The organism is Chloroflexota bacterium, from assembly GCA_015478725.1.
Taxonomy (GTDB): domain Bacteria; phylum Chloroflexota; class Limnocylindria; order Limnocylindrales; family CSP1-4; genus C-114.
Map to the genome: position 1 here is coordinate 30,553 of JADMIG010000003.1, position 19,219 is coordinate 49,771.

The 19,219-nt window shown below is 73.1% G+C and carries 19 protein-coding genes; 18 read left to right on the top strand and 1 reads right to left on the bottom strand.

Going from position 1 to position 19,219, the window contains the following annotated elements:
- The first annotated feature begins 24 nt into the window (after positions 1-24).
- The 4 genes from IVW53_04135 (at position 25) to IVW53_04150 (ending at position 4,697) form a co-directional block, all read left to right on the top strand.
- Complete coding sequence (locus IVW53_04135) at positions 25-1,362, top strand: homoserine dehydrogenase (GenBank protein MBF6604753.1); 1,338 nt, start codon at positions 25-27, stop codon at positions 1,360-1,362.
- 88 nt (positions 1,363-1,450) lie between these two features.
- On the top strand, positions 1,451-2,518 hold the full coding sequence (locus IVW53_04140; protein ID MBF6604754.1) for a threonine synthase: 1,068 nt from the start codon (positions 1,451-1,453) through the stop codon (positions 2,516-2,518).
- Positions 2,515-3,486, top strand: coding sequence for a homoserine kinase (gene thrB, locus IVW53_04145; GenBank protein ID MBF6604755.1), 972 nt, complete (start codon positions 2,515-2,517; stop codon positions 3,484-3,486). Before IVW53_04140 ends, thrB begins: the two co-directional genes overlap by 4 nt.
- A gap of 158 nt (positions 3,487-3,644) precedes the next feature.
- On the top strand, positions 3,645-4,697 hold the full coding sequence (locus IVW53_04150; GenBank protein MBF6604756.1) for a DUF4349 domain-containing protein: 1,053 nt from the start codon (positions 3,645-3,647) through the stop codon (positions 4,695-4,697).
- On the opposite strand, the gene IVW53_04155 is transcribed toward IVW53_04150, so the two are convergent.
- Positions 4,661-5,455, bottom strand: a complete 795-nt coding sequence (locus IVW53_04155; GenBank protein MBF6604757.1) for a dienelactone hydrolase family protein — start codon at positions 5,453-5,455, stop codon at positions 4,661-4,663. The two genes, IVW53_04150 and IVW53_04155, sit on opposite strands and share 37 nt — an antisense overlap.
- 624 nt (positions 5,456-6,079) lie before the next feature.
- Here IVW53_04155 and IVW53_04160 point away from each other — a divergent pair.
- The 14 genes from IVW53_04160 to IVW53_04225 all read left to right on the top strand — a co-directional run bounded on the left by IVW53_04160 (position 6,080) and on the right by IVW53_04225 (position 19,211).
- Positions 6,080-7,345 (top strand): aspartate kinase, encoded by a 1,266-nt coding sequence (locus tag IVW53_04160; protein ID MBF6604758.1) that lies wholly within the window; start codon positions 6,080-6,082, stop codon positions 7,343-7,345.
- Positions 7,342-8,298 (top strand): biotin--[acetyl-CoA-carboxylase] ligase, encoded by a 957-nt coding sequence (locus IVW53_04165; GenBank protein MBF6604759.1) that lies wholly within the window; start codon positions 7,342-7,344, stop codon positions 8,296-8,298. Before IVW53_04160 ends, IVW53_04165 begins: the two co-directional genes overlap by 4 nt.
- A 4-nt stretch (positions 8,299-8,302) precedes the next feature.
- Positions 8,303-8,962 carry a sigma-70 family RNA polymerase sigma factor gene (locus IVW53_04170; protein ID MBF6604760.1) on the top strand — a complete coding sequence of 220 codons (660 nt, stop codon included), beginning with the start codon at positions 8,303-8,305 and terminating at the stop codon, positions 8,960-8,962.
- Positions 8,959-9,399, top strand: a complete 441-nt coding sequence (locus tag IVW53_04175; GenBank protein ID MBF6604761.1) for a hypothetical protein — start codon at positions 8,959-8,961, stop codon at positions 9,397-9,399. The genes IVW53_04170 and IVW53_04175 overlap by 4 nt, the downstream gene beginning before the upstream one ends.
- Positions 9,399-10,445 (top strand): acetyl-CoA carboxylase carboxyltransferase subunit beta, encoded by a 1,047-nt coding sequence (locus IVW53_04180; GenBank protein MBF6604762.1) that lies wholly within the window; start codon positions 9,399-9,401, stop codon positions 10,443-10,445. Before IVW53_04175 ends, IVW53_04180 begins: the two co-directional genes overlap by 1 nt.
- 4 nt (positions 10,446-10,449) lie before the next feature.
- The gene (locus IVW53_04185; protein ID MBF6604763.1) at positions 10,450-11,424 is read left to right on the top strand and encodes an acetyl-CoA carboxylase carboxyltransferase subunit alpha; all 975 of its coding nucleotides are present in this window, start codon (positions 10,450-10,452) and stop codon (positions 11,422-11,424) included.
- Positions 11,425-12,057: a hypothetical protein gene (locus IVW53_04190; GenBank protein ID MBF6604764.1), complete on the top strand. Its 633-nt coding sequence runs from the start codon at positions 11,425-11,427 to the stop codon at positions 12,055-12,057.
- Complete coding sequence (gene accC / locus IVW53_04195; GenBank protein ID MBF6604765.1) at positions 12,057-13,430, top strand: acetyl-CoA carboxylase biotin carboxylase subunit; 1,374 nt, start codon at positions 12,057-12,059, stop codon at positions 13,428-13,430. Before IVW53_04190 ends, accC begins: the two co-directional genes overlap by 1 nt.
- 172 nt (positions 13,431-13,602) lie before the next feature.
- A complete protein-coding gene (gene fabZ, locus IVW53_04200) occupies positions 13,603-14,046 on the top strand; it encodes a 3-hydroxyacyl-ACP dehydratase FabZ (GenBank protein ID MBF6604766.1) in 444 nt (147 codons plus the stop codon).
- The gene (locus tag IVW53_04205; GenBank protein MBF6604767.1) at positions 14,043-14,789 is read left to right on the top strand and encodes a metallophosphoesterase family protein; all 747 of its coding nucleotides are present in this window, start codon (positions 14,043-14,045) and stop codon (positions 14,787-14,789) included. Before fabZ ends, IVW53_04205 begins: the two co-directional genes overlap by 4 nt.
- Before the next feature lie 25 nt (positions 14,790-14,814).
- Complete coding sequence (gene fabF, locus IVW53_04210; protein MBF6604768.1) at positions 14,815-16,077, top strand: beta-ketoacyl-ACP synthase II; 1,263 nt, start codon at positions 14,815-14,817, stop codon at positions 16,075-16,077.
- Positions 16,074-16,682 carry an acetyl-CoA carboxylase biotin carboxyl carrier protein gene (locus IVW53_04215; protein ID MBF6604769.1) on the top strand — a complete coding sequence of 203 codons (609 nt, stop codon included), beginning with the start codon at positions 16,074-16,076 and terminating at the stop codon, positions 16,680-16,682. Before fabF ends, IVW53_04215 begins: the two co-directional genes overlap by 4 nt.
- Positions 16,679-17,893, top strand: coding sequence for a ketoacyl-ACP synthase III (locus IVW53_04220; GenBank protein ID MBF6604770.1), 1,215 nt, complete (start codon positions 16,679-16,681; stop codon positions 17,891-17,893). The genes IVW53_04215 and IVW53_04220 overlap by 4 nt, the downstream gene beginning before the upstream one ends.
- A gap of 100 nt (positions 17,894-17,993) precedes the next feature.
- Entirely contained in the window at positions 17,994-19,211 is a 1,218-nt protein-coding gene (locus IVW53_04225; protein MBF6604771.1) for a DUF1800 domain-containing protein, read from the top strand.
- Positions 19,212-19,219: the final 8 nt, after the last annotated feature.

The following is a 19,219-nucleotide window of genomic DNA, read 5'->3' on the forward strand; positions in this document are numbered from 1 at the left end:
GTCTCCCCCGCTCCCGCCCGTCCCGTGACTCGGACCGCGCTGCGGGTCGCCCTGCTCGGGGCCGGGACCGTCGGGCGCGAAGTCGCCCGGGCGTTCGAGTCGTTCCCCGACCGGCTCGCCGTGCACGGCGGACCACGCCTCGCCCTCGCCGGCATCGCCGTCCGCGACCTCGATCGAGCCCGTCGCTCCGGCCTCCCTCCCGAGCTGCTCACTGACGCTCCCGCGCACCTGGTCGCGGCGCCCGACACGGACGTCGTCGTTGAGGTGATGGGTGGCGACGAACCGGCTCGCACCCTCATCGCTGCGGCCCTCGCGGCCGGCAAGCCGGTGGTGACGGCCAACAAGCACGTCATCGCCCATCACGGCGCCGAGCTCGAGGCGATCGCCCGATCGACGGGGGCGACCTTCCGCTTCGAGGCGGCGGTCGGGGGCGGGATCCCGATCCTCGGACCGCTCGCGGCGGACCTCGCGGCCAACCGGGTGAGCAGGGTCCGCGGCATCGTCAACGGGTCGACGAACCTCATCCTGAGCCGGATGGCGTCGGACGGAGGCGCCTACGCGGACATCCTCGCGGAGGCCCAGGCGGCCGGCTTCCTCGAGGCCGACCCCTCCGCGGACGTCGAGGGCACCGACGCGGTCAACAAGCTCGTCATCCTCATCCGGCTCGCCTTCGGGGTGTGGGTCGATCCGACCGCGATCGTGCGCCGTCCGCCGGTCGTCGGCGCGGGCACCGGCCCCGCCCCGGGTGGCGTGCCCGGGCGACCCGGGATCACCGGCATACGGGCGATCGACATCGCCGCGGCGGCCGCGCTCGGATCGGCGATCAGGCTCGTGGCCGATGCCCGGCGGCTGGACGACGGGCGGATCGCGGCATCCGTCCTGCCGACGCTCGTTCCCCTCGCCGACCCACTCGGCCGGACGGCCGGGGCGATGAACCGGATCGAAGTCCGGGCGGACCCGATCGGGAGCGTCGCGATGAGTGGACCCGGCGCGGGCGGCGCCGCGACCTCGAGCGCGGTGCTCGGCGACCTCATCGCCGTCGCCCGGGGCGCGGGAAGCACGTGGGCCGGCCTCGCGCCCGCATCCCGGGCCCAGGACGGCGTCCTCGTCGGGCCACCGGACGCGGCCCCGGATCGCGGCTGGTTCGCGGTCGTTCCCGGAGCCGCGCCGGCCGACCTGGCGGCGATGGCCGGCGACGGTGTGGCGGCGATGGCCGGCGTCCGCGTGGTCGCCCTTGACGGGGGCACCGCGATCCACGTCCCGCGCGTCGCCCTGGAGGTCGTCCGAGCGTCGCTCGCCGGCGCGGGCGTCCCACCGAACGAGGCGATCCTCCCGGCCGACGAGCCCGCGCCCCGCTCCTGACCGCCGCCCGGCGGGCCGCTGCCCGCCGCCCGTCGCTCGTCGGCGCGTCGCCCGTACAATCCACCGTGTGACCCCGACTTCCGCCGGCCTGCTCGGGCCCGCTCGCCCTCGCCTCGTCGAACGCTACCGGCGCTTCCTCCCGGTCACCGACGCCACGCCGGCGCTCACCCTCGGCGAGGGTGGCACGCCGCTCGTCCATCTCCGTCGTCTCGGGGCGGAGCTCGGGCTCGACCGCCTCCACGTCAAGGTGGAGGGGCAGAACCCGACCGGTTCGTTCAAGGATCGGGGCATGGTCGTCGCCGTCGCCAAGGCGCTCGAGGCGGGGGCGCGGGGGATCATCTGCGCCTCGACCGGCAACACGTCGGCCTCCGCCGCCGCCTATGGCGCGGCCGCGGATCTCGAGGTCGTCGTTGTCCTGCCGAAGGGCCAGATCGCCCTTGGCAAGCTCCTCCAGGCGCTCGTGGCCGGAGCGCGAGTGGTCGCCATCGACGGGAATTTCGACGAGGCCCTCGCGGCGGTCCGCACCCTCGCCGAGCAGGGCGATCATCCGATCACGCTCGTTAATTCGGTGAACCCGTACCGCCTCGAGGGCCAGAAGACGGCCGCCTTTGAGGTCTGCGACGACCTGGGCCGGGCGCCGGACATCCTCGCCATCCCGGTCGGCAACGCCGGCAACATCAGTGCCTACTGGGCCGGGTTCCGCGCCTATCGCGAGGCCGGCATCGTCGTCGCCGTGCCGCGGATGTTCGGGTTCCAGGCCGCCGGCGCAGCGCCGATCGTGGCTGGCCACCCGATCGAACGCCCGGAGACGATCGCGACGGCGATCCGGATCGGCAACCCCGCTTCCTGGACGAAGGCGACGGCCGCCCGCGACGAGTCCGGCGGCCTCATCGAGGCGGTCACCGATGAGGAGATCCTCGCCGCGTACCGCGGCCTGGTGCGGACCGAGGGCGTGTTCTGCGAGCCGTCATCCGCGGCGTCGGTCGCCGGCATCGCGAAGCTCGCGCGGGCAGGTCGACTGGACCGCGACGCGCTCATCGTCTGTGTCCTCACCGGCAACGGCCTCAAGGATCCGCACACCGCCGAATCGATCGTCTCGCCCATCCTCGAGGCCGGACCGAGCGTCGCCGCGATCGCCGGTGCCCTCGGGTGGTGATCCACTGGCTTGCCGAGCTCGACGGCCGGCGGATCTCCGTGGAGGTGCCGGCCTCGTCGGCCAATCTCGGTGCCGGATACGACTGCCTCGGCCTCGCCCTCGCGAAGGTCGACCGGATCGACCTCGAGGTCCGCGGCTGGAGCCGCGGCGCGATCGATCTCGTCGTCCACGGTGAAGGCGTCGGCGAGTTGCCGTCCGATCGTACGAACCGCTTCGTCCGCGGACTCGAGGCGGTCCTCGAGGAGGTCCGCGGACCGCTCCCCGAGGGGATCGGCTGGCGGATCGAGATGCACAACCGGATCCCGCTCTCGCGCGGGCTCGGGTCGTCCGCCGCCGCGACGGTCGGCGGCGTGCTCGCCGGCAACGCACTGCTCGGTGAGCCCCTCACCGCGCCCGACCTTCTCCGCATCGCCTCGGCGATCGAAGGGCACCCGGACAACGCCGCCGCGGTCCTCCTCGGCGGCTTCACGGTCGCCGCGCCAATGGACGACGGTCCCTCGCCGCGCATCGAGGCGCTCCGCTTCGACTCGCCGCGCGACCTCCGCGCCGTCCTCTTCATCCCGGAGCTCCGCCTGTCCACCGCTGAGATGCGGCAAGCCCTCCCGGCGGTCGTACCGCTCGCCGACGCGGTCGCGAACATCGGGCGCGTCGCGGTCGGCGTCGCCGGCCTCGCGACGGGTCGCACGGATCTCCTCGCCGCACTGACGGTCGATCGGCTTCACGAGCCATATCGCGCGGCCGCCTATCCCGAGCTGCCACTCCTCATCGCGGCGGCCCTGGAGGCCGGGGCGATCGGGGCGTGCCTATCCGGCGCCGGGTCCACCGTCATCGCCTTTGCCGACTCCGTCTCCACCCTGAGCCGGATCGAAGGCGCGCTCGCGGCGCTCGCGGCGGACCGCGATCTCGTCGGGCGCGTGGAGGTCGTGAGCCCGCGGAACACCGGGGCGCGGATCCTCAGCCGCACCTGAGGGCCTCGTCCGCGCCGGCGCCGGTCGGCTCGCGCCGGGCCCGCGCTCGGTCCGCCCACTCCGGGCAGGCTCCGGTCCGCCCTTCGGAACCGGTCCCCCGGCCCGCGCGTCCGGGACCCACCGCCGACGGCTCCGCCGGCGACTCGGAGGTCCTCTCGATGCCGTCCACTTCCCGCACCCGATCCCGGCGCACCCTCGTCCGGGGCATCGGGGTCGCGTCGATCCTCGTCGTCATGGCCGTCGTCGCCGCCTGTTCGAGCGCCGCCGCCCCGGTGTTCCGCAGCCTCGCGAGCGGCGGCACCACCGGCTCGGCGGACGGTGGTACCGGGATCACCGGACCCGCGGGCGGACCTGTCGCGGTCCCGGCCGCAGGTGCCGCGGCCACGGCGGCTGCCGGGGCCGCCGTCTCGAACGGAGGGACGGGCACGGGCGCCGGGACGACCAGCCCGGGCGTCGTCACGAACACGACATACATTGTCAGGACTGGCTCCCTGACGATCGAGGTCCCCGTTGTGGGCGATGCGCTCCTCCGGGCGCGGACCGCGATCCTCGGCCTCGGCGGTTACGTCAGCGGTTCCGTCGAGTCGAACTCCGGCGACCGGGCGATGGCGTCGGTCACGTACCGTATCCCGGCCGATCGCTGGGAGAACGCGCTCGATGCCCTCCGCGGCATCGCCACCAAGGTCGACGACCTGAAGACCGATTCGTCCGAGGTCACCGGCCAGGTGCTCGATCTCGGTGCCCGGCTCGACAACCTCCGGGTCACCGAATCTGCGCTCCAGGCGATCATGGCGAAGGCGACGAAGATCCAGGACATCCTCGACGTGCAGAACCAGCTCACCGCCGTCCAGGGCCAGATCGAGGAGCTGTCCACGCAGCAGGCGCACCTCAAGGATCAGGCGGCGATGTCGAGCCTCACCGTCCTCTTCCAGGCGCCGCCGCCGGCCGCCGTGAAGGAGACCTCGAAGGGCTGGGATCCAGGTGCCGAGTTCGACCGGGCGGCCGCTCAGCTCCTCGGCCTCGGTCAGGGCCTCGCGACGGTGGGGATCTGGATCGCCGTCGTCGGCCTGCCGATCCTGATCGGACTTCTGCTCGTGCTCCTCGTCCTCGCGTTCCTCGTCCGCCGGATCACCTGGCGGTCGTCGCCGCCGGTCGGTCCCGCGGGACCGCCGGATCAGGCCGGCCCACCCGCTCCGGCCGGCGCCGTGTGAGCCCGGATGAAGGCAAGCGTCCGGGCCCAGGCGTCCGCCGATGCCCCGGCGTGCTCCTCGAACGTCCGGTCGAAGAATGAATGCGGCGCATCCGGGTACGTCACGATCTCGTGCTCGACGCCGCCCTGGGCGAGGGCAGCCTCGAACGCGGCGACGGCGTCCGGACCGATCGCCCGATCCGCCCCACCGAAGAGCCCGAGGATCGGGCAGCGCATTCGATCGGCGACCTCGACCGGGACCGGGGCGTCATTGCGGCCGGAGCCGGTCGGCAGGCCATAGAAGCCGATCGCGCCGGCGATGCCGATATCGAGCGAGGCGGCGTCGAATGCCAACCGGCCACCGAAACAGAAGCCGACCACGAAGACGGACCGCGGCGCTCGGTCCTTCGCCGATCGGAGGCGCTCGATCGTGGCATCGAGGTCCGCCCGGATGCCGAGCCAGGTGGTCTGCCCGGCGTGCTCCATGCCGTTGAAGTCCGACCCTCGCTCGGCGACGGGCCCTGCGGTCCGGCCGTAGAAGTCGAACGCGACCGCATGCACGCCGGATTCGGCGAACCGGAGGGCGAGCTCCTCGTAGAAGGGACTGAGGCCCCGGATGTCCGGGATGATGACGATCGCCGCGCCGGTGGGGTTCGCGGGCCGTGCCGCGAACGCGTCGAGGCGGGCGCCGTCGCTCGTCGTGAGGACGAATGTCGACGAATCGAGTGCGCCGCCGGCGATCCGGGCGATCGGCGGAACGGCCCCGTCAGGGAAGCACATGGTCGGACCCTCCTGGGGAGTCGCGGGAGCAGGGGGCGGCGTCGCGGATGGGCGTGACGGATCGCGTGGCACCGCGGATCGGCGTCGCGGTTCGGCCGTGACGGATCGATGTGCCGCGGATCGGCGTCGCGGTCGGGCGAGCATACGTCGGAGCGGCCCAGAGCGGTGCGCCCGTACCCGGTCGGATGGCCGGAACCCCTCGCCCGGCCGGATGACCCGTACCCGGTCGGATGACCCGTACCCGGTCGGATGACCCGTACCCGGTCGGATGGCCGGAACCCCTCGCCCGGCCGAACCCCTCGCCCGGCCGGAACCCCTCGCCCGGCCGGAAGCTGTCAAATGGTCTCCACGCGGGCGTTGGTCGGCGGGTGCATTGTCCGGGAGAACCCGGTCCGGGTGCGTCGTGCGTGACCCGGCCCACCTCTCGGACCGGCGAACCGTCACCTGCTCATGTGGCGGGCATCCGGCAGGATTGGACGGACGAGCGACCGCCTGGTGAGCAGATGGCAGGATCGGAGGGAGGCAGCGCCTCGCGACCGACGCCCCGCCTCTTGGCCCCGCCTCGCGCCCGCACTGCCGCCGCCCCGTGGGGTGCCTTCGGAGCCCGCTGCTAGAATCCCCGCGATGCCAGCCCCCCTCGTCGTCCAGAAATTCGGCGGTTCGTCGCTCGCCGATGCGGACCGCATCCGCCGGGTCGCGCGGCGGATCGCCAGCGAGCGCGCGGCCGGCTCCGAGCTCGTCGTCGTGGTCTCGGCGATGGGCGACACGACGGACGAGCTCCTCGAGCTCGCTGCCGCCATCACGGACGAGCCGGACTCCCGGGAGCTCGACGTCCTCCTCGCGACGGGCGAGCACCAGAGCGCAACGCTCGTCTCCATGGCACTCCACGCCATCGGCGTCCCGGCGATCAGCCTGACGGGCGCCCAGGCCGGGATCACGACGGACGGACGGTACGGCAAGGCCCGGATCGCCGGAGTCGAACCCACCCGGGTCCGACAGGAGATCGATGCCGGCAAGGTGGTCATCGTCGCCGGCTTCCAGGGACTGAGCCAGCCCGCCGGCGAGGCGGGTGAGACGACGACGCTCGGGCGCGGCGGCTCGGACACGACGGCCGTCGCCCTCGCCGCGCGGCTCGCCGCCGATCGCTGCCAGATCTTCACGGACGTCCGGGGCATCTACACGGCGGACCCGCGGATCGTCCCGCACGCCCGCCAGCTCGACCGCATCGGCTACGAGGAGATGCTCGAGCTCGCCCACCAGGGCGCCCAGGTCATGCAGACGAGAGCCGTCGAGCTCGGCTGGGTGAACGGCGTCATCATCGAGGTCCTCAGCTCCTTCGAGGACGCCCCGGGGACGCTCATCGCGGAGGATCCGCTCGTGGAACAACGGAACAAGGTCAGGGGACTCGCCCACGATCGGAACGTGGCCAAGGTCACCCTCGTCGCGGTCCCGGATCGGCCGGGCGTCGCCGCTGCCGTCTTCGGGCCGCTCGCGGACGCCGGCATCAATGTGGACATGATCGTCCAGAACGTTGGCCACGACGGAGCGACGGACCTCTCGTTCACCGTGCCCCGGATCGAGCTGGCCAGGACGCGCCGGCTCCTCGAACCCACCGTGGGGGAGCTCGGATTCCGGGAGCTGACGGTGGATCCGTCCGTCGCCAAGGTGTCCATCGTGGGAGCCGGGATCCAGAACGCCCCGGGCTACGCGGCCCGGATGTTCGGGGCCCTCGCCGACGCCGGTGTGAACATCGAGATGATCTCGACATCGGAGATCCGGATCACGTGCATGATCGCCGAGGAGGACGTGGAGACGGCGGTCCGCGCGCTCCACGCGGCATTCGAGCTCGAACAGCCGGACGCCATCGGCGCGGTCCCGGCGACCGCGTGATCGCCCACGCCGCCGACACCGTCGACGCCGTGAGCCCGGCCACGTCCCCCGAGGGGGCCTCGCCCACGGCGACGCCGACCGAGGGTACGCCGTCCGAGGCGCAGTTCTTCAGCCGGGCCGAGCGCTTCGCGGTCGTGGGCTCCACGAACGACGTCGTCCGCGACTGGCTCGCGACCGGGAGCCCCGAGGTCTGCCTCGCGATCGCGGACGAGCAGACCGCGGGCCGCGGTCGTTCCGGCCGAACGTGGCGGGCTCCCGACGGCGCGGCGCTGCTCCTCTCGCTCGGCTTCCGTCCCACGTGGCTCCCCCCGGAGCGGACCTGGCAGCTGGCGGCCGTCGTCGCGCTGGCCATGGCGGACGCGGCGGAGGAGGTGGCCGTCCTCCGCGATCGATCGATCCGCCTCAAGTGGCCGAACGACCTCGTCGTCGAGGACGGCGGGCCGGCCGATCCACGCGCGGGCGCGCTCCGCAAGCTCGCCGGCGTGCTCGGTGAGACAGGCGGTCTCGGGACCAGCGATCCCCGGGCGATCGTGGGCATCGGCGTGAACGCCGGCTGGCGGCCGGACGCCTTCCCGGCGGACCTCGCCCCGACGATGACGAGCCTCGCCGAGGTCTCCGGCGGCCGCCCGATCGACCTCGCCTTCCTCCTCGACGCGTTCACGGCGCGAGTCGAGCCCCGCGTCCTCGCCCTCCGGAGCGGGCGCTTCGACGCCGGCGACTGGGTGACCCGGCAGGTGACGACCGGACGGGACGTCCGGCTCGTCGGCGGCGCGGTGAATGGCACGGCCACCCGCGCGGTGGATGGCACGGTGGATCGCGATGAGGTGGTCCGCGCCCTCGGCGTGGACCCCCGCTCCGGGGCGCTCGTCGTCGCGGATCCGGACGCCCCCCACGGCGAGCGGCACGTGATGAGCGGCGAGATCGTCAACCTTCGTCTCGCCGGACCGGTGTAACGGGATGGCCCGCCTGGTGTTTGGAAGGGTGAGCGCCGCGGAGGAGGCGGGACGCTCGCGGGTGCGCCATCTCGATCGCGACCGCGCGCTCGTGGAGGCGGCCCGTCGCGACGCCTCCGCGTTCGAACCCCTCTATCGCAGGTACCTTGCCCAGGTGTATTCCTACGCGTACTACGAGCTCGGCGACCATCACGATGCCGAGGACGCCACCGAGCGGACGTTCCTCCTCGCATTCACCCATCTCGGGCGCTTCGAGGAGCGTGCCCGGCCGGCGGATGGTGAGGGCGCCTCGACGTTCCGGGTCTGGCTCTTCCGGGTCGCTCGCAACGTCGTCGCGAACCAGCGCCGCGCTCGCCGTCGACACCCCACGACGACACTCGATGCGGCGACCGCCGTCGCCGATCCGCTCGATCTCGAGGGACGGGTGACGGATCGTGCCGAGGCCGCGGCCGCGTGGCGCGCCGTGGGGCGGCTGCCGGCCGACCGCCGTCGGGCCCTCGTCCTGCGGTTCGTCGAGGAGATGTCCACGGCCGAGATCGCCGGCATCCTCGGCCGCTCGGAGGGCGCGGTCCGCGTGCTCATCCATCGCGCCCTGCGGAGCGTCGCCCGCGACCTCGGCGGGCGCGACCTCGGTCACCGCGACCTCGGCGGCCGGGGCCGGTGAGCCCGTTCCCACTGCCGCGACCGGCCGCCGAGGCGTTGCGGACGGAGCGCTACCTCGACGCGCTCCTCGCCGCCGGCGATCGGCATGCGATCGACGTCCCGGCGCCGAGCGACCTCGACCCGGCCATCCGGATCGCGGCCCGACAGCTCGTCGCGGAGCTCGGCCGGGTCCACCCATCGTTCCGCTTCGAGGAGCGCCTCGCGACGCGGCTGGCGAGCGTCGGCGTCACTTCCGCACGCGTCGGTGTCACCTCCGCGGGCGCCGCGGCCGTCGTCCCGTGGCCCGACCTCGAGGAGCGACCGGCGGTGGGCTCGGAGGCCGCCCGGCGTGTTCGTCCGCTCCTCATCGGCGGTGCCCTCACCTCCGCCGCGCTGTCGCTCGCCGGTGCCGCCTTCTTCGCCTGGCGGCACACCCGTCCCAGCCGGGGACTCGGCTGATGCCGATCAAGCTGCCCTCGTTCCGCCAGCGCCGCGACAGCTACCCGCCGGACCTGTGGACGAAGTGTCCATCGTGCGAGGAGCTCCTCTTCAACAAGCAGCTCGACAAGCAGCACCGGGTCTGCCCGAACTGCGGCCACCATTTCCGGCTGTCGGCGAGCGCGCGGATCGGGCTTCTCCTCGACCCGGGCTCGTTCGAGGAACGCGACGAGGGGCTCCAGTCCGTCGACCCGCTCGGGTTCGTGGACCAGAAGGCGTACCCGGATCGGGTCGCCGCGGCACAGGTCGCGACCGGTATGCGCGACGCGGCCATCTGGGGCCTCGGGGCGATCGGGGGCCGGGCCGTCGCCATCTGCGTCATGGACTTCGCGTTCATGGGCGGGTCCATGGGGGCGGTCGTCGGCGAGAAGGTGACCCGCTCCGCGGAAGCCGCCCTCGAGGCGCGGATCCCCCTCATCGTCGTCTCGGCGTCCGGCGGCGCCCGGATGCAGGAAGGGACGCTCGCCCTCATGCAGCTCGTGAAGACGGTCGCGGCGCTCGAACGACTCCGCGCCGAGGGCGTGCCGTACGTCTCGATCCTCACGGACCCGACGACCGGAGGCGTCTTCGCCTCCTTCGCGGTCCTCGGTGACGTCAACCTCGCCGAGCCGAACGCGCTCATCGGGTTCGCCGGCGCCCGGGTCCAGGCGGGCACGATCGCCACGGAGCTGCCGCCGGGCTTCCAGCGGAGCGAGTTCCTCTTCGAGCACGGGTTCCTCGACCGGGTCGTGCCGCGGATGGAGCTTCGGGCGGAGGTCTCGGCGCTCCTCCGGTATCTCGTCCCGGCGACGTTCGAGACGCCACCATCCGACACGCTCGGCCTGCCGGGCTTCCGTCCGCTGTCGTTCCTCTCCGCGCTCGCGGAGCGGGTGATCCCGGACTCGGAACCGCCGAACGGAACGACGACCACCGCGCCCGTCGTGACCGCCCCGGCCCCTGGAACGACGGCCACCGCGCCCGTCGTGACCGCCCCGCCGCCCGTGGAGCGCGAGGCCGGTCGTGGTTGACCGGATCCGGACGCGCCTCGGCCTCGAAGAAGCCGGATCGGCGGCGAGCGCGCCCGTCGCGCTCGGGCCGACCGAGGAACGCGAGGCGGTCTGGGCCCGCGTCCAGCACGCACGGAACGTGCGGCGCCCGCATGCGCTCGAGCTCATCGCCGGGATCACGGACGACTTCATCGAGCTTCACGGGGACCGCCACTTCGGCGACGACGCCGCGCTCGTCGGCGGGTTCGCCCGGATCGGGGAGCGGCGGATCGTCGTCCTCGGCCAGCAGAAGGGCGCCGAGACCGAGGAGAACATCCGCCGCAACTTCGGGATGCCCCACCCGGAGGGCTACCGTAAGGCGATGCGGCTCATGGAGCTCGCAGAACGCTTCGGCATGCCGGTCGTCAGCCTCGTCGACGTGCCGGGCGCCCACCCGGGACCCGAATCGGAGGAGCGCGGCATCGCCGAGGCGATCGCCCGCTCGATCGGCCTCATGGCCCGCCTGCGAACGCCGATCGTCGCGGTCATCACCGGGGAGGGTGGTTCGGGTGGGGCGCTCGCCATCGCCGTCGGCGACGTCGTCATCGCCCTCGAGAACGCCGTCTACAGCGTGATCAGCCCGGAGGGCTGCGCGTCCATCCTGTGGCGGACGCCGGATCGCGCCGCCGATGCCGCCGTGGCGATGAAGATGACGGCGGCGGACCAGCTCGCCCTCGACGTCGTGGACGTCGTGGTGCCCGAACCGCCGGGCGGCGCCCAGAACGATCACGCGGAGACGGCGCGACGGCTTCGGGCCACCATCGTCGAGCACCTCGATGCGCTCGCGGCGATCCCGCTCGACGAGCTCGTCGACGCCCGCTACCGGCGCTACCGCACCTTCGGCGCCTACACGGTCGTGGAGCGCGTGGCACCGCGCCCGGCGGAACGGCCCGGGTTCACCGAGCGACTGCGCGGGTTCTTCGGCCTGCCGGGCGACACGTCCGGGCGCGAGGACTCGTAAGTGGCGCCCGCCGACGACCACCGCAACGAGACGAGCCGAGCCCGGGATCACGCGGCGATCGATCGACTCGCGGACGAGCTGCTCCCCGCGCTCGTCGCCAAGCTCGCAGCAAGCCGCCTCGGCGAGATCGAGGTCCGCGAGGGCCCATGGAAGGTCCGCCTCCGGGCTCCGGCCGGGACCGGGCACCTATCCGGGTCCGGGACGGCCTCCGGCTCCGGGACGCCGTCCGGCGCACGCGACCGTCGCACCCTCGACCGCGCATCCCGGCTCTCGTCCGGCCACGGGGCGACCGGCTCGTCCACTCCGACTGCCGGACCGCCGCCCGGTGCCCGCGACGGGTTCGCGCCACTGACCCCGGTCGGACCTGGCCACCCGCGCCCGGCCGGTGAAGCGTCCGACGTGTCGCGCCGGGCCGTCGCGACCTCGCCCGCCGTCGGCGTCTTCCAGCCGCGTCCGGACGTGCGGCCCGGGATGCGGGTCCGGGCCGGCGACCGCCTCGGCGACGTCGATGTCCTCGGCGTCCTCCAGGAGGTCGTGAGCCCCGTCGACGGGATGGTCGGCGGGACCCTCGTCGATGCCGGCGACGCGGTCGAGTACGGCCAGGAGCTCATCCACGTCGAGGTGGGCGCGTGATGTTCAGCAAGATCCTCATCGCAAACCGCGGCGAGATCGCCCTCCGCATCCTCCGCGCCTGCCGCGCGCTCGGCGTGGGATCCGTCGTCGTCTACAGCGAGGCCGATCGCGAGAGCCTCCCGGTCCAGCTCGCCGACGAGGCGATCTGCATCGGGCCGGCGGATGCGAAGCGGAGCTACCTGTCCGCGCCCTCCATCATCAGCGCCGCCCTCATCACCGGCTGCGACGCGATCCATCCGGGCTACGGCTTCCTGTCCGAGGACGAGGGTTTCGCCGAGGTCGTCCGGGCCCACGAGCTCACCTTCATCGGGCCGCCGCCGAGCGTCCTCGAGCGGTTCGCCTCCAAGGAGGCGACGCGCCGCCTCCTCGGTGCCCACGGCCTGCCGACGATCCCGGGATCGAACGGCATGCTGCGCGACGACGCCCACGCCCTCGACGAGGCGGATCGGATCGGGTTCCCGGTCCTCATCAAGCCATCCGCCGGCGGGGGCGGCAAGGGGATGCGGATGGTCCGCACCCCCCGCGAGCTCGAGACGGCGCTCCGGGTCTGCCGCTCGGAGGCGCGGGCCGCCTTCGGCGACGATTCGCTCTACCTCGAGAAATGGCTCGAGGACAATCGGCACGTCGAGATCCAGATCGCGGTGGATCGGCATGGCAGCGGAGTCCACCTCGGCGAGCGCGACTGCTCCGTCCAGCGCCGCCACCAGAAGATCATCGAGGAGTCGCCGACGCCGGCCCTCTCCGCGATCGCGCGCGAGGAGCTTGCGGAGCGGGCCGTCCGGGCCGCGATCGCCGCCGGCTACGAGAACGTCGGCACGCTCGAGTTCCTCGTCGACGGTCGGGGCGACGCCTGGTTCATCGAGATCAACTGCCGGATCCAGGTCGAACACCCGGTGACGGAGATGCTCACCGGCATCGACCTCGTGACGACCCAGATCCGGATCGCCGCCGGCGAGCCGCTCGAGTTCGCCCAGTCGGACGTCGTGCTCCGCGGCCACGCCATCGAGTTCCGCATCAATGCCGAGGACCCGGCGGCGGACTTCCGGCCGGAAGCCGGACGCATCGAGCGGTATCTCGTGCCCGGCGGACCGGGCGTCCGGATGGACTCCCACCTTTTCGTCGGCTACGACGTTCCGCCGTACTACGACTCGCTCCTCGGCAAGCTCATCGTCTGGGGTCCGGACCGGCCGACGGCGATCGCCCGCTCGCGGGTCGCCCTCGACGAGCTCGTCATCGAAGGTCTCGCGACCAACATCCCCATCCACCAGGCGCTCCTGGCGAACGAGATCTTCCTCGAGGGCCGGATGACGACGAACCTCCTCGACCGGGTCGGCGCGGCGGCGTTCCTCGCCGCCGGCAGCCGGTCCTCGTGACGGGGCGGCAGGCGCGCGCAACGTCATGCACGACTGCACGCATCCGGCCGTTCCTCCGGCCGTCTGCCGGGCACACTGAACGCACCCCAGGAATGGAGAAGAGGCGCCCGTGACCGAGACCCCCACCGCCATCCCCGCCGCCATCCCGCCCGCGACATCGGGCGCCGGGCCCGTGCACACGACCCGCGAGATCGAGGCCCTCATCCCGCATCGCTGGCCGTTCCTCCTCGTCGACCGGATCGTCGAATACGACGCGGCGGCGCGGCGGATCGTCGGCCTCAAGGCGGTGACCGCGACCGAGTGGTACTTCCAGGGCCACTTCCCCGGGCTGCCGGTCATGCCGGGGGTCCTCCAGGTGGAGGCGCTCGCCCAGACGATGGCGGTCTACGTCGGCAAGCAGCCGGGCTTCGGCGATCGGATCGGCCTCTTCGCCGGCATCGAGGAGTGCCGCTTCAAGCGGGTCGTCGCTCCGGGCGACACGCTCCGGCTCGAGGTGACGATGGAGAAGCTCGGCCGGCGCTTCGGGCGGGGGAGGGCGGTCGCCACGGTGGACGGCGAGGTCGCCTGCGAGGCGGTCCTGAGCTTCATCATCCCGGACGCCTCGGTGCTCCGATGACCGCCCGGATCGCCGTCTTCTCGGACGTCCACGGCAACGCCGTCGCCCTCGCCGCGGTCCGCAAGGCGGTGAAGGCGGCGAAGCCGGACGCCATCGCGGTCGCCGGGGATCACGTGCTCAACGGTCCGGACCCGGCGGCCGTCGTGGACGGCCTCCGCGAGATGGAGGCGGACGGGGCGCTCATCATCCAGGGCAACACAGACATCGCCGTCGCCGACTTCGATTATGGGGCGGCCTTCCCGTGGTACACGGACGACGTGCCGGAGACGATCGTGCGGGCCGCGGAATGGGCCCACGAGGCGCTCGGCGAGGAGCGCCTGGACTGGCTCCGCCGGTTGCCCGCCGAGCGGCGCATCCGCCTCGACGAGACGCTCGTCCTCGTCACCCACGCCTCGCCGGGCTCCCAGACGGCCGGCTTCGACCGCGACCTGGACCCGTCCGTCACGATCGAGCGCCTGGCCCGGACGGACGCCCGGATCGTCTGCTGCGGCCACACCCACGTGCCGGAGATCCGCGACTTCGGCTGGCGCCAGCTCGTCAATGGCGGCTCGGCCGGCTACGTCTTCGACGGGGACCCCACGGCGTCGTGGGCGCTCCTCGAGGTTCACGGCGACGAGATTCAGGCGGAGATCCGGCGGACCGAGTTCGACGCGCTCGCCGTGAGCAACGCCCTCACCGCCCGCGGCCTCCCTGGCGACATCTATCGGGCAGCCACGGTCCGGACGGGGAAGCTCGTCCGGTGAGGATCGCGAGGCGCGCATCGTGAGCGTGAGCGTCGCACCGGTGCGACGGGTGGTCGTCACCGGCATGGGGGCGGTGAGCGCCCTCGGCAATGACGTCGCCTCCACGTGGGCAGGTATGGTGGCCGGCCGCAGCGGCATCCGGACCATCGAGGCATTCGATCCGGCGCGACTCACGTCGCGGATCGCCGGTGAGGTCCGCGATCTCGACGCGAGCCATGTCCTCGACCGCAAGGAGCTCCGCCGGACGGACCGCTACATCGCCCTCGGCCTGGTCGCGACGCGCGAGGCGATGGATGCGGCGGGCCTGCCGGCGCGTCTCGAGGGCGCACTCGCCGAGGAGACCGGCGTCATCCTCGGCACCGGGCTCGGCGGCATCGGGACGGTCATCGACAACGTGACCACGAGCGTGGAGCGCGGCCCGGATCGGATCAGCCCGTTCTTCATCCCGATGGGCATCCCGAACGTGGGAGCTGGCCAGGTCGCCATCTCGACCGGCGCCAGTGGCCCGAACTTCGCGATCGCGTCGGCCTGCGCGACGGGCGGTCACGCGATCGGCGAGGCGTGGGAGACGATCCGTCGCGGGGACGCCGCGGTCATGCTCGCCGGCGGAACGGAGGCGGGGATCCACGAGGAGCTCGTCGGTGGCTTCTGCGCCATGCGTGCGCTCTCGACGCGGAACGACGATCCCGCCGCGGCGTCGCGTCCGTTCGATGCCGGCCGTGACGGCTTCGTCATCGGCGAGGGCGCCGGCATGCTCGTCCTGGAGTCGCTCGAGCATGCCGATGCGCGCGGCGCCGAACCGCTCGCCGAGCTCGTCGGCTACGGGGCCACCGCGGACGCCTCCCACCTCACGCTCCCCGCGCCCGGCGGGATCGGAGCGGTCCGGGCCGCCCGGCGGGCACTCGCGAAGGCCGGCCTCGCGGCGAACGAGATCCAGCACCTCAACGCCCACGCGACGTCCACGGTGGAGGGGGACAGGGCCGAGATCGAGGCGATCCGCACGATCTTCGGCGAGCACGCGGCGCGGGTCGCCGTGACGGCCAACAAGAGCATGATCGGCCACACCCTCGGGGCGGCCGGGGCGATCGAGGCGATCGCAACGATCATGGCGATCCGGACCTCCCGCGTCCCACCCACGATCAACCTCGTCGACCCGGATCCGGCGGCGGCCGGCCTCGACCTCACCCCGAACGTGGGCCGATCGGTCGCGATCGAGGCGGCGTTGAGCAACTCGTTCGGCTTCGGGGGCCAGAACAGCGCCCTCGTCTTCCGGCGGTGGGCCCGATGACGGACGAGCGATCGCACGACGACCCGACGAGCGACCCGACGAGCGACCCGACGGGGGAGGCGGCGGGGGAGCCGACGCCCGGCGACGCCTCGTCCGCGCCCGAGATCTCCCCGCTCGCGCCCGGCGACGCGTCGCTCCTCGCCCTCATCGACCGGCTCGCCGGCCTCCTCGAGCGGAGCGACCTGGACGAGCTGGAGGTCCAGGCGGGCGGGACGGGCCTCGTCCTCCGCAAGCCTTCGGCGCTCGCCGTCGCCGCGGTCGTCGCGCCCGGTGGGCACGAGACCCCGACTGCCGCTGGTTCGACGCCCGCGACCACGGCCGGATCCGCGAGTCGCGACGGTCTCGCGGCCACTGCCGGATCCGGGCCACCGTCCGTCAAGGCGCCGCTCACCGGCATCTTCTACAACGCCCCGGCGCCCGGCTCCGCGCCGTTCGTGAACGTCGGCAGCGAGGTCGCCGTGGGCACCGTCATCGGCCTCATCGAGGCGATGAAGCTCTTCAACGAGATCAAGAGCGATCTCGCCGGTCGAGTCGTCCGGGTGGTCGCGGAGAATGGCGCGCTCGTCAAGGCGAAGCACCCGCTCATCGAGGTCGAGCCGCTGTGACCATCAAGGCCCACGTCACCGGCTGGGGCCGTTATGCCCCGTCGCAGGTCCTCACGAATGCCGACCTCGAGCGGATGGTCGAGACATCGGACGAGTGGATCCGCTCGCGGACGGGCATCCGCGAGCGGCGGGTCGCGGCGGCCAACGAGACCACCGCCTCGATGGGGGCCGTGGCGGGTCGCCGGGCGATCGAGGTCGCCGGCCTCGCGCCGAATGACATCGACCTCATCCTCCTCGCCACCCTCACCCCGGACTACTGGATGCCGTCCACCGCCGCGCTCGTCAAGGAGGCGATCGGCAACACGCGGGCTGCGGCCATGGACGTCTCGGCGGCGTGCAGCGGCTTCGTCTACGCGTACGCGAGCGCCCACGCCCACATCCTGAGCGGGATGGCGAAGCACGTCCTCGTCATCGGCTCGGAGACGCTCACCCGGTTCCTCGATTACACGGACCGCAACACGTGCATCCTCTTCGGCGACGGGGCCGGGGCGATCGTCCTCTCGGCGTCGGAGGAGCCGGGCGGCGGGCTCGGCATCGAGCTGACGACGGAGCCCTCCGGGGCGTACATGATCTGGCTGCCGGCGGGCGGGGCGAAGGCACCGCCGTCGACGGGAACGGTCGCCCGGCGCGAGCACTACATGCGGATGGAGGGCAAGGAGACGTACCGCTTCGCCACCCGGACGCTCGCCTCCACGGCCCTCGCCGCGATCGAGCGGGCCGGGCTCAAGCCGGAGGAGATCGACCTCATCATCCCGCACCAGGCGAACATCCGGATCATCGAGGCGGTGGCCAGGGGTCTCGGCCTGCCGATGGAGCGGATGTTCGTCAACGTGGAGCGCTACGGGAACACGTCCGCGGCGTCCATCCCGATCGCCCTCGCCGAGGCCGTCGACGCCGGGCGGGTGAAGATCGGCGACCGGATCGTCATCGTCGCCTTCGGGGCCGGCTTCACGAGCGGCGCGGTGGCGATCGAATGGACCGCCGATCCGGCGCGGGGCGTCGGCGTCGATGAGCGGATCCGGCCGGAGGACATCGCCGTCCGGCTGCCGGTCGACTGGGACGCGGTGGACCCGATCCCGGCGGCGCTCGCCTCGATCATGGCGACGCCGGTCGCCGGCCGCCAGATCGACCTCTCGGACGTCGTGCCGGGCGAACCCCCGGTGGTCGAGGCGGCCGATCCCGCGGCCGCGGAGACGGCCCGGACCGGCTGATCGCAGCGCGCGGCGGTCGTCCGCGCCTTACGCAGCGCTTACGGACGCCGTCCGGTCGGCCGTTGTCGCCCGGTCGGCAGGTCCGCATGCTCCGGCCGTGGTGACCGATCGCGCACTCATCGCGCATCTCCTCCGGCGGGTCTCGTTCGGTCCGCTCCCGGGCCAGGTGGACGCGCTCGCGCCAGGCGGCATCGCGGCGGCGATCGAGACAGTCCTCTCCGCCTCGCCGCTGCCGATCGGCCCGGCCCCGGACCTGTCCCCGCTCCCGAACCGCGCACCGATCGGATGGTGGCTCGCCCGGATGGGCGACCCGAACGCCGGCCTGACCGAGAAGCTCACCTGGTTCTGGCACGGCCACCTGACCTCCAGCCAGGCCAAGGTCCGCGACTGGGGCGCGATGTGGCGACAGCACCAGCTCCTCGCGACCGACGCGCTCGGCGACTTTCGGACCATGGTCCAGAGCGTCACCACGGACCCGGCGATGCTGCGCTACCTGGACGGGAGCGGCTCCGAGGCGGCGGCCCCGAACGAGAACTACGGACGCGAGCTCATGGAGCTCTTCACGCTCGGCCGCGGCAACTACACCCAGACTGACGTTCACGCGGCGGCCATGGCTCTCTCCGGCTGGCGGCTGGACCCGCGGGCACCCGGCGGGTCGCGGTTCGTGGCGTCCCGCGGTCTGTCCGCGCCGGTCACCCTCCTCGGTCGCGCGGTGCAGACCGCCGCGGACGTGGTCAACACCGTCTGCGATCAGCCGGCCTGCCCGCCGTTCATCGCCGGCGAGCTCTTCGCCTACCTCATGGGCACGGATCCCACGCCGCCGCAGCGCCAGCAGTACGGCGACCTGTTCCAGGCCGTCGGTCTCCAGATCCGGCCGCTCGTGGAGGGGATCCTCAAGGATCCGGCCTTCCTCCTCGCCCGCCAGACGCGACCGCGGTATCCGGTCGAATGGCTGACCGCCGCCATGGGCGCCCTCGGGCTCCAGCAGCCGTCGCTCGCCGCCCAGCTGTGCGTCCGCATGGGTCAGGTCCCGTTCTTTCCGCCGAACGTCGCCGGCTGGCCCGTGGGTCTGCGCTGGCTCGCGCCGAGCTTCGCGCTCGTGCGGGCCGCGCTCGGTGCGCGCGCCAGCGGCATCGCGGAGGTGGCCGGCGCGGCGGATCCTGTCGCGGCGACCCTCCACCGGTGCTCCATCGAGGAGGTCACGCCGGCCACGCAGCAGGCCCTCGAGACGAGCGCGACCGCCCTGTCCGACCCGCACGAGCGGGCGGCCATCCTGCTCGGCCTGGCCGTGGGCTCGCCCGAATTCGCGCTCGCCTGACGGATCGG

Coding starts and splice junctions, on each gene's coding strand:
- IVW53_04205 (MBF6604767.1), top strand. CDS start 14,043: ATGACCGCCCGGATCGCCGTCTTCTCGGACGTCCACGGCAACGCCGTC.
- IVW53_04170 (MBF6604760.1), top strand. CDS start 8,303: ATGGCCCGCCTGGTGTTTGGAAGGGTGAGCGCCGCGGAGGAGGCGGGA.
- IVW53_04160 (MBF6604758.1), top strand. CDS start 6,080: ATGCCAGCCCCCCTCGTCGTCCAGAAATTCGGCGGTTCGTCGCTCGCC.
- IVW53_04180 (MBF6604762.1), top strand. CDS start 9,399: ATGCCGATCAAGCTGCCCTCGTTCCGCCAGCGCCGCGACAGCTACCCG.
- IVW53_04215 (MBF6604769.1), top strand. CDS start 16,074: ATGACGGACGAGCGATCGCACGACGACCCGACGAGCGACCCGACGAGC.
- IVW53_04155 (MBF6604757.1), bottom strand. CDS start 5,455: ATGTGCTTCCCTGACGGGGCCGTTCCGCCGATCGCCCGGATCGCCGGC.
- accC (MBF6604765.1), top strand. CDS start 12,057: ATGTTCAGCAAGATCCTCATCGCAAACCGCGGCGAGATCGCCCTCCGC.
- IVW53_04150 (MBF6604756.1), top strand. CDS start 3,645: ATGCCGTCCACTTCCCGCACCCGATCCCGGCGCACCCTCGTCCGGGGC.